Origin of the sequence: Parafrankia sp. Ea1.12, from assembly GCF_900465275.1 — a bacterium.
Lineage (GTDB): Bacteria > Actinomycetota > Actinomycetes > Frankiales > Frankiaceae > Parafrankia > Parafrankia soli.
This window is the reverse complement of record NZ_UBIZ01000455.1, coordinates 21,287-28,492: the sequence shown is the minus strand read 5'-3', so window position 1 is coordinate 28,492 and position 7,206 is coordinate 21,287. Positions and strand designations below refer to the sequence as shown.

At 71.9% G+C, this 7,206-nt stretch carries 5 protein-coding genes; 1 reads left to right on the top strand and 4 read right to left on the bottom strand.

Annotation, left to right across the window (positions count from 1 at the left end):
• Positions 1 to 1,493, bottom strand: a 1,493-nt coding sequence (locus FMEAI12_RS26780) for an LCP family protein (RefSeq protein ID WP_146776773.1), incomplete at its 3' end; no start/stop codon positions are given.
• 527 nt (positions 1,494 to 2,020) lie between these two features.
• Here FMEAI12_RS26780 and FMEAI12_RS26775 point away from each other — a divergent pair.
• Entirely contained in the window at positions 2,021 to 3,676 is a 1,656-nt protein-coding gene (locus FMEAI12_RS26775; RefSeq protein WP_112108266.1) for an alkaline phosphatase, read from the top strand.
• Between the two features lie 116 nt (positions 3,677 to 3,792).
• Here FMEAI12_RS26775 and FMEAI12_RS26770 read toward each other — a convergent pair whose 3' ends face one another.
• The 3 genes from FMEAI12_RS26770 to FMEAI12_RS26760 all read right to left on the bottom strand — a co-directional run bounded on the left by FMEAI12_RS26770 (position 3,793) and on the right by FMEAI12_RS26760 (position 7,048).
• Positions 3,793 to 5,709, bottom strand: a complete 1,917-nt coding sequence (locus tag FMEAI12_RS26770; RefSeq protein WP_112108265.1) for an ABC transporter ATP-binding protein — start codon at positions 5,707 to 5,709, stop codon at positions 3,793 to 3,795.
• Between the two features lie 400 nt (positions 5,710 to 6,109).
• On the bottom strand, positions 6,110 to 6,364 hold the full coding sequence (locus FMEAI12_RS26765) for a hypothetical protein (RefSeq protein WP_020458932.1): 255 nt from the start codon (positions 6,362 to 6,364) through the stop codon (positions 6,110 to 6,112).
• 216 nt (positions 6,365 to 6,580) lie between these two features.
• Positions 6,581 to 7,048: an SCP2 sterol-binding domain-containing protein gene (locus tag FMEAI12_RS26760; RefSeq protein WP_071061261.1), complete on the bottom strand. Its 468-nt coding sequence runs from the start codon at positions 7,046 to 7,048 to the stop codon at positions 6,581 to 6,583.
• Between the last annotated feature and the right edge of the window lie 158 nt (positions 7,049 to 7,206).

Below are 7,206 nucleotides of genomic sequence, written 5' to 3'. Positions count from 1 at the left end.
ACTCCGTCTGCCGTGGTACCGGCGGCGGCGGTCTCGGCGCCGGTGGCGGCCGGAGCGGCCGCGGGAGCCGTGACCGGGACGTCGGCGATGCCGTCGAAGGACGATCCGAGGATCAGCTGGAGCCCGTCGATGCCGGGGTCGCTCTCCAGCCGTGCCCCGGGTACGAGGGTCTGCAGGGTGGCCGCCGCGGCGTCCAGGCCGGTGCCGAAGCGGACCCGCGAGGTCACGTAGTTGCTGGTGGAGGCGTTGCCGGCGTTGGTTGCCCGGAAGCCCTTGCCGTTCAGCTCGTCGACGGCGTCGGCGGCCAGTCCGGCGATCCCGCTGCCGTTGAAGACCTGGACGGCGACCTCGGTGGCGTCGGCGCCGCCGGCGCCCGGGGCCGAACCTGTGGAGCCGCCCAGCGGGGCGACGATGCGCTCCAGATCGGCCGGGTTGTAGAACTGGACGGACACCCTCTGCCCTCCGACGAGGATCTCGCCGCGGTCGTTCACCGCGCCCTCGGCCCTGGTGGGCGGATGGGTCGGCAGGGTCTGCATGCCGACCCCGCCCGAGGCGATGCCCTTCAGCCTGGTCGCGAGCTTCCGCAGGTCCAGGAGATCGGTGTTGTCGTCCAGGGTGAGCGCGCCGGTGGCCGTGGACAGGAGCTGCTCGAGCTGGCTGGGGTTCGTCAGGACCCCGCCGCCGACGACCTTGTGGAACACCGCGCCCATGAACTGCTGCTGGCGGCGGATGCGGTCCATGTCGCCGCCGGGCAGGCCGTGCCGCTGCCGGACGAACGCCAGGGCCTGCTCGCCGCCGACGTGCACCGTCCCCGGGCCGCCGACGAAGCCGCTCATCGGGTCGTTGGTGTTGCGGCTCGTCCGGCCGTTCTCGGCGACGAACTCCTTGTGGTCCGAGGGTAGGACACAGACGTCCACGCCGCCGATCGCGTCGGTGATCGACTTGAAGCCCGCCAGGTCCATCGAGACGTAGTGGTCGATGCGCATGTTGGTCAGCGACTCGATCGTGCGGACCAGCAGTGACGGGCCGCCGTCGGAGATCGCGGAGTTGAACTTGGCCTTGTGCCGGGCGTGCTTGCGCCCGTCGGTGTCGGTGTACTCGGGGATCGTGACGTAGGTGTCGCGCGGGATGGACAGCATGGTCACGGTCTCGTCCTCACCGAAGTGGGCGAGGATCGTGGTATCGGAGCGCTGCCCTTCGAGGCCCGCACGGCTGTCCGTGCCGACGAGCAGGAAGTTGGTGGCGCCCTCGGACTCTTCGGGCCGGTCGTCACCGAGGTCGAGGTTGACCTGCCCGATGCGGCCGTTGGCGTACGTGTAGACGGCCCATCCGCCCGCGGTGACGGCGAAGACCAGGACGGACAGGAAGCCGAGGAGCACCCGGGAGAGCTGCGAGGAGGCGCTGCGGGGCGGCCGGCCTCCGCCGCGCAGGTCGAACGGGAGCGTTCTGGATCGCCGCTCTGGATCCCGTGGCACACCCGGTCGCCCGCCCAATCCAGGGTCTCCCTCCGGCGCACCACACGGAAAACAGCGCTTGGGGCGGAAATCATAGGCTATGCACTCACGGACGGGACCACCTGGTGGTCCCGTCCGCGCTGGTCAGGAGCGCCCGCGCGGAGACACCCTCCGACCGGGCCAGATCGCCACCGGGACTGTTCCGCGCCGCCCGCGGCCGGGTTCAGAACCTCGCCAGCCGGGTTCTTGACCTCACCAGCCGGCTCTGGACCTCACCAGCCGGGATCGGGGCCTCACCAGCCGGCTGGCCGGCTGCCGGGCTGACTGGCCCGCCCGTCCCCACCGCTCATACCTCTGCGCGATGTTCATCGCGTTCCGCAACGTTCATCGCGCCGTACGCGGAGCGTCGGCGGGGAGTCGGTCGCCGGATCGCCGTGATTGCCAGGCTTCTCCCCACTGGGGCCATCGCGCTGACGCCGCGCCGGAGCCACCGCGCGGGATGGCGGCCATGGGGGAGCGACCGCCGGGGCGCGCGCGGGGCCGGTGCGGCCGGAGGAAGGACGCTCATGACCGCACCTGACCACCGATCCACGTCACCCCTCGAGAACGGTCCGGCGGAGCTCGGGCCGGCCGGAGTGGGACGCCGGGCGCTGCTGCGCGGCGGCGCCGTCGTGGCGACCGCCGGCGTCGTCGGGCTGGGGAGCGGGGCCGGGCGGGCCGGCGCCGCGACCGGTGCGCCGGCGGTCGCCGCCGGCGGGCCGGGGCAGGTGCTGGGCGGGCGCCCGGCGTTCACCTCCGGGGTGCAGGCGGGCGATGTCGACACCAGCGGCGCCGTGATCTGGGCCCGCTCGGACCGCCCGGCGCTGATGACCGTGGAGGTGTCAGGCAGCGAGTCGTTCCGGTCGGCGCGGACGGTGGGCGTCACGCGTCTCACCGATGCCACGGACCGCACCGGGGTCGTCGCCGTGAACGGGCTCCCGCCCGGCGGCGAGGTCTTCTACCGGGTGCGGCTGGCGGCGGCGGATGATCCGCGCCGCGTCGGCGAGACCCTGGTCGGACGTCTGCGGACCGCGCCGGTCCGCCCCCGGGACGTGTCTTTGGTGTGGTCCGGTGATGTCTGCGGCCAGGGCTGGGGAATCAACCCCGACCGCGGCGGAATGACGATCTTCGAGACGATGCGCCGGCTGTCGCCTGACTTCGCCATCTGCTCGGGTGACTTCGTCTACGCCGACGGGCCGCTGGCCGAGACGGTCGCGCTGCCCGACGGCAGTGTGTGGCGCAACCTGGTCACCGACGAGAAGCGCAAGGTCGCCGAGACCCTCGCCGAGTTCCGCGGGAACTTCCGCTACAACTTCATGGACGCGAACCTGCTCGCGTTCAACCGCGAGGTTCCCTGGGTGTTCCAGTGGGATGACCACGAGACCACGAACAACTGGTATCCGGGCGAGATCCTCACCGATGACCGGTACACCGAGAAGCGCGTGGACGTCCTGTCCGCCCGGTCGCGGCAGGCTCTGTTCGAGTACACCCCCACACTGCCGGGCCGGCCGGACCCGGCGGGCCGGCTGTACCGCAAGATCTCCTACGGCCCGCTGCTGGACGTGTTCGTCCTGGACATGCGCAGCTACAAGAACAACAACGGGGTGGGGCAGACGGATCCGGCCGGCGCGGCGATTCTCGGCACCCGGCAGCGGGACTGGCTCATCGACGGCCTGACCAGGAGCAGGGCGACCTGGAAGGTGATCGCGAACGACCTGCCGCTCGGCATCGTCGTTCCGGACGGCACCACCGCCATCGAGGGAGTGGCGCAGGGCTCGCCCGGGGTGCCGCTGGGTCGTGAGGTCGAGATCGGGCAGGTCCTCTCGGCGATCCGGCGCAACCGGGTGCGCAACACCGTATGGATCACCGCGGACGTGCACTACACCGCGGCGCTGAGCTATCACCCCGACCGGGCCGCCACCCGGGACTTCGACCCGTTCTGGGAGTTCGTGGCGGGGCCGCTGAACGCGGGCACGTTCGGCCCCAACGCGCTCGATCCCACCTTCGGTCCCGAGCAGGTCTTCGCCCGGACGCCTCCGCCCGGCCAGTCGAACCTCCCTCCCTCCGCCGGGCTGCAGTTCTTCGGCCGCCTCGCGATCGACGGCGGCTCCCGCGCGCTGACCGTCGAGCTGCGTGACGCGGCCGGCGGTGTCCTGTGGTCGAAGGCGCTGCCAGCCGGCTGACCACACCGTGGCGGGCGCAGCCGTACCCACCGCGCCCGCCACGGCGCTGGCCGCCGCGCTCGCCATGGCTGGCACGCTGCCGCGCCAACCGCCGCCTGCGCTCGCCGCCACCGGGCCTACTCGGCGCCGGCGAGCGCAGGCGCAGGCTGAAGCGGCACCTCCGCGACGGGGTCCCGCTGCTCGAACTGGGTCCGGTACAGCTCGGCGTAACGACCGCCCGCCGCGATGAGCTCGGGGTGGCTGCCGCGCTCGACGATCCGGCCGGCCTCGATGACGAGGATGACGTCGGCCGACCGCACGGTGGAGAGCCGGTGCGCGATCACCAGCGCTGTCCGGCCGGCCAGCGCCTCGCCGAGCGCCTCCTGCACGGCCGCCTCGGACGTGGAGTCCAGATGCGCGGTGGCCTCGTCCAGGATCACCACCCGGGGGCGGGCCAGCAGCAGGCGGGCGATCGTGAGGCGTTGGCGCTCCCCGCCGGAGAGGCGGTAGCCCCGCTCCCCCACCACGGTGTCCAGCCCGTCGGGAAGCTGGGTCACCAGGTCCGCCAGCCTGGCCCGGCCCAGCACGTCCCACAGCTCGGCCTCGGTGGCCTCGGGCCTGGCCAGCAGCAGGTTCGCCCGCACGGTGTCGTGGAAGAGGTGGTCATCCTGGGTGACCATGCCGATGGTCTCGCGCAGCGAGTCCGCGGTCAGGTCGCGGACGTCCACCCCGGACAGCCGGATCGCACCCGAGCCCACGTCGTAGAGACGCGGGATGAGCTGGGCGATCGTCGATTTTCCAGCCCCGGACGAACCGACGAGGGCGATCATCTGGCCCGGCTCGGCCCGCAGCGAGACGTCGTGCAGCACCTCACCGTTCTCGCGCTCGTCCAGGACGGCCACCTCCTCCAGCGACGCCAGTGACACGGCGTCGGCCGAGGGGTAGGCGAAGTGCACGTGGTCGAACTCCACCGACACCGGGCCGGCGGGCAGCGGGCGGGCGTCGGGGCGCTCCACGATGAGGGGCTCGAGGTCGAGGATCTCGAACACCCGCTCGAAGCTGACCAGAGCGCTCATCACCTCCACCCGGGCGCTGGCCAGTGAGGTCAGCGGCGCGTAGAGGCGGGTGAGCAGGAGCGCCAGGGCGACGACGGCGCCGGGCTCCAGCTCGCCGCGCAGGGCGTAGTAGCCGCCCAGCCCGTAGACGAGCGCCAGTGCGAGGGCGGACACGAGGGTCAGGGCCGTCACGAACACCCACTGGACCATGGCGGTGCGCAGGCCGATGTCGCGCACCCGCTGGGCGCGGCGGGCGAACTGGGCGGATTCGTCGGCGGGCCGGCCGAACAGCTTGATCAGGGTGGCGCCGGGGGCGGAGAAGCGCTCCGTCATCCGCGAGCCCATGACGGCGTTGTGGTGGGCGGCCTCGCGCTCCAGGCGGGCGAGGCGGGAGCCCATCCGCCGTGCCGGCAGGACGAACACGGGGAGCAGGACCAGCGCGAGCAGGGTGATCTGCCAGGACAGGCTGATCATGACGACGAGGGTGAGCAGGAGCGCGACGAGGTTGCCGACGACTCCTGACAGGGTGTCGCTGAAGGCGCGCTGGGCGCCGATCACGTCGTTGTTCAGCCGGCTTACCAGGGCACCGGTGCGGGTGCGGGTGAAGAAGGCGATCGGCATCCGCTGGACGTGGTCGAACACCGCGGTGCGCAGGTCGAGGATGAGGCCCTCGCCGATGCCGGCGGACAGCCAGCGGTTGAGTACGCCGAGGGCGGCCTCGGCCACCGCGATCGCCGCGATCAGCGCCGCGAGGACGATGACCGTGCGGGGGCGGGAGCCGTCCACGATCGCGGTGACGACCCGGCCGGCCAGCACCGGCGTCGCCACCGCCAGGACGGCTCCGGCGATGCTCGTCACCAGGAACAGGCCCAGGGTGCGGCGGTGCGGCCGGGCGAATCCCGCGATCCGGCGCACGGTCGCCCGGGAGAACGGGCGCCGCTCCTCCTGGGCGTGCATCGCCGAATACATCGAGTTCCAGGCCGCGAACTCCATGCTCATCTGAACACCACCTGTCCGTCGCCGAGGTCCGTACGGCCGCACGTATCGGAACACGGAGGTCCGACAGTTTTCCGCGCGTCCCAGGTGGGCGCGCCGGCGGCGTTCGGGGCGCGGCCCCTCGGCCGGACGGCCGGGGGATCACGAGCCGGCTCGGACGCTAATACCTGAAGTTGACTTCAGGTCAAGCTTTTGCGACCGGGGCCGCCCGGCGGGCCGACGTCGCCCTGCTCCGCGACGAGCGAGGGCCAAGGGCGAAGGGTGGGCTGGCGAGGAGAAAGGCAGAAAGCGGATCCGCCTGCGGGAGCCACCCCGGGATTCGGCGGTTCCAGGGGGCCGGCGAAAGGTGTGCCCGGTCGCCGTTGACCGGACTACGTCCCTCGTCGCGGTCCTGACCGCGAGCTCAGGCGATGCGTGTCGCCCGCTCGGCCATTCGCGGCGCCGCCGGCAGCACGGACACCGGGTGGTCCGCCATCCATCCGACGTCGGCGACCGTCACCTTCATCCGGCTGGCGAGATCGGTGGGGGCGTACCCGCCCTCGAGCGCCTGCCTGATGGCGGCGGCCCTGATTGCGCGCAGGGCCGAACGCTGCGGATGTGACGTCCACATCAGCTCGTCGGCAAGCCCCGCACGTTCGATCGGGTCAGTTACCTGCATTACCTCGTCACATGTCACGGTGATAGATGGTTGCGTGAGCAGGAAGTCTTGGCAACACCCTGCACAACAGCTGTTCCGGCGGCCTGCCAGACCGGCCACCGGAACGGACCTCGAGGCGACGCGACCCGTCCCGCGGATCGATTACAGCCCGTTTACGGATCCCCGCCGGACCATAACGCGATCCCGCAGCGGTGTGCGCTCGGTAACCGGCGGCGCTCAGTTCTCGGAGGGAACCCCGAACCAGGAGACGACCTGCCCGCCGAACTTGAGGTCACCGTCAATCTTGATCTTGCGAGTGAGGTAGAGCTTGGCGGCGTTCGCCTGCCCTGTGACAACGCGCACCAGCCGCACGCGGTCGGTCGTGATGGTCACCGTCCGCCCGCCGCCCGGCGCCGTGCCGCCGGGCGGGTCGATGGTCAGCTCGCACGCCGCACCGTGGACGGCCAGCACATACACCCGCGTCGCACCGCCCGGCCCACCGCTGAGGACGAACTGGACCAGCGCGTCCTCGCCCTTGGCCTTCTCGGGCTGGAAGCTGTCGCGCATCCGGGCGAACAGCTCGTCGAGGACGGCGTCGCCCGACGGGCCACGCAGAACCGTCTCCGTCTGGGACTCCGACAACGAGCCCAGCGCGTCGACCAGCGTGGCCGGGTCGGCGTTCAGATCAACGGACAGGTCGGACATGGGTGCTCCCAGGTGCCGCGCCGATACGGATGGCCGGCCATGTGCCGGTACGTCCCATGATGTCGCGCCCCCTCGACGCCCTCGGCGCGACCCCCTGCCGAAGGTGACACCCGGCCGCTGCCACGGCCGTGTGGCATTTGGGCCTGTTCGGGCGCATG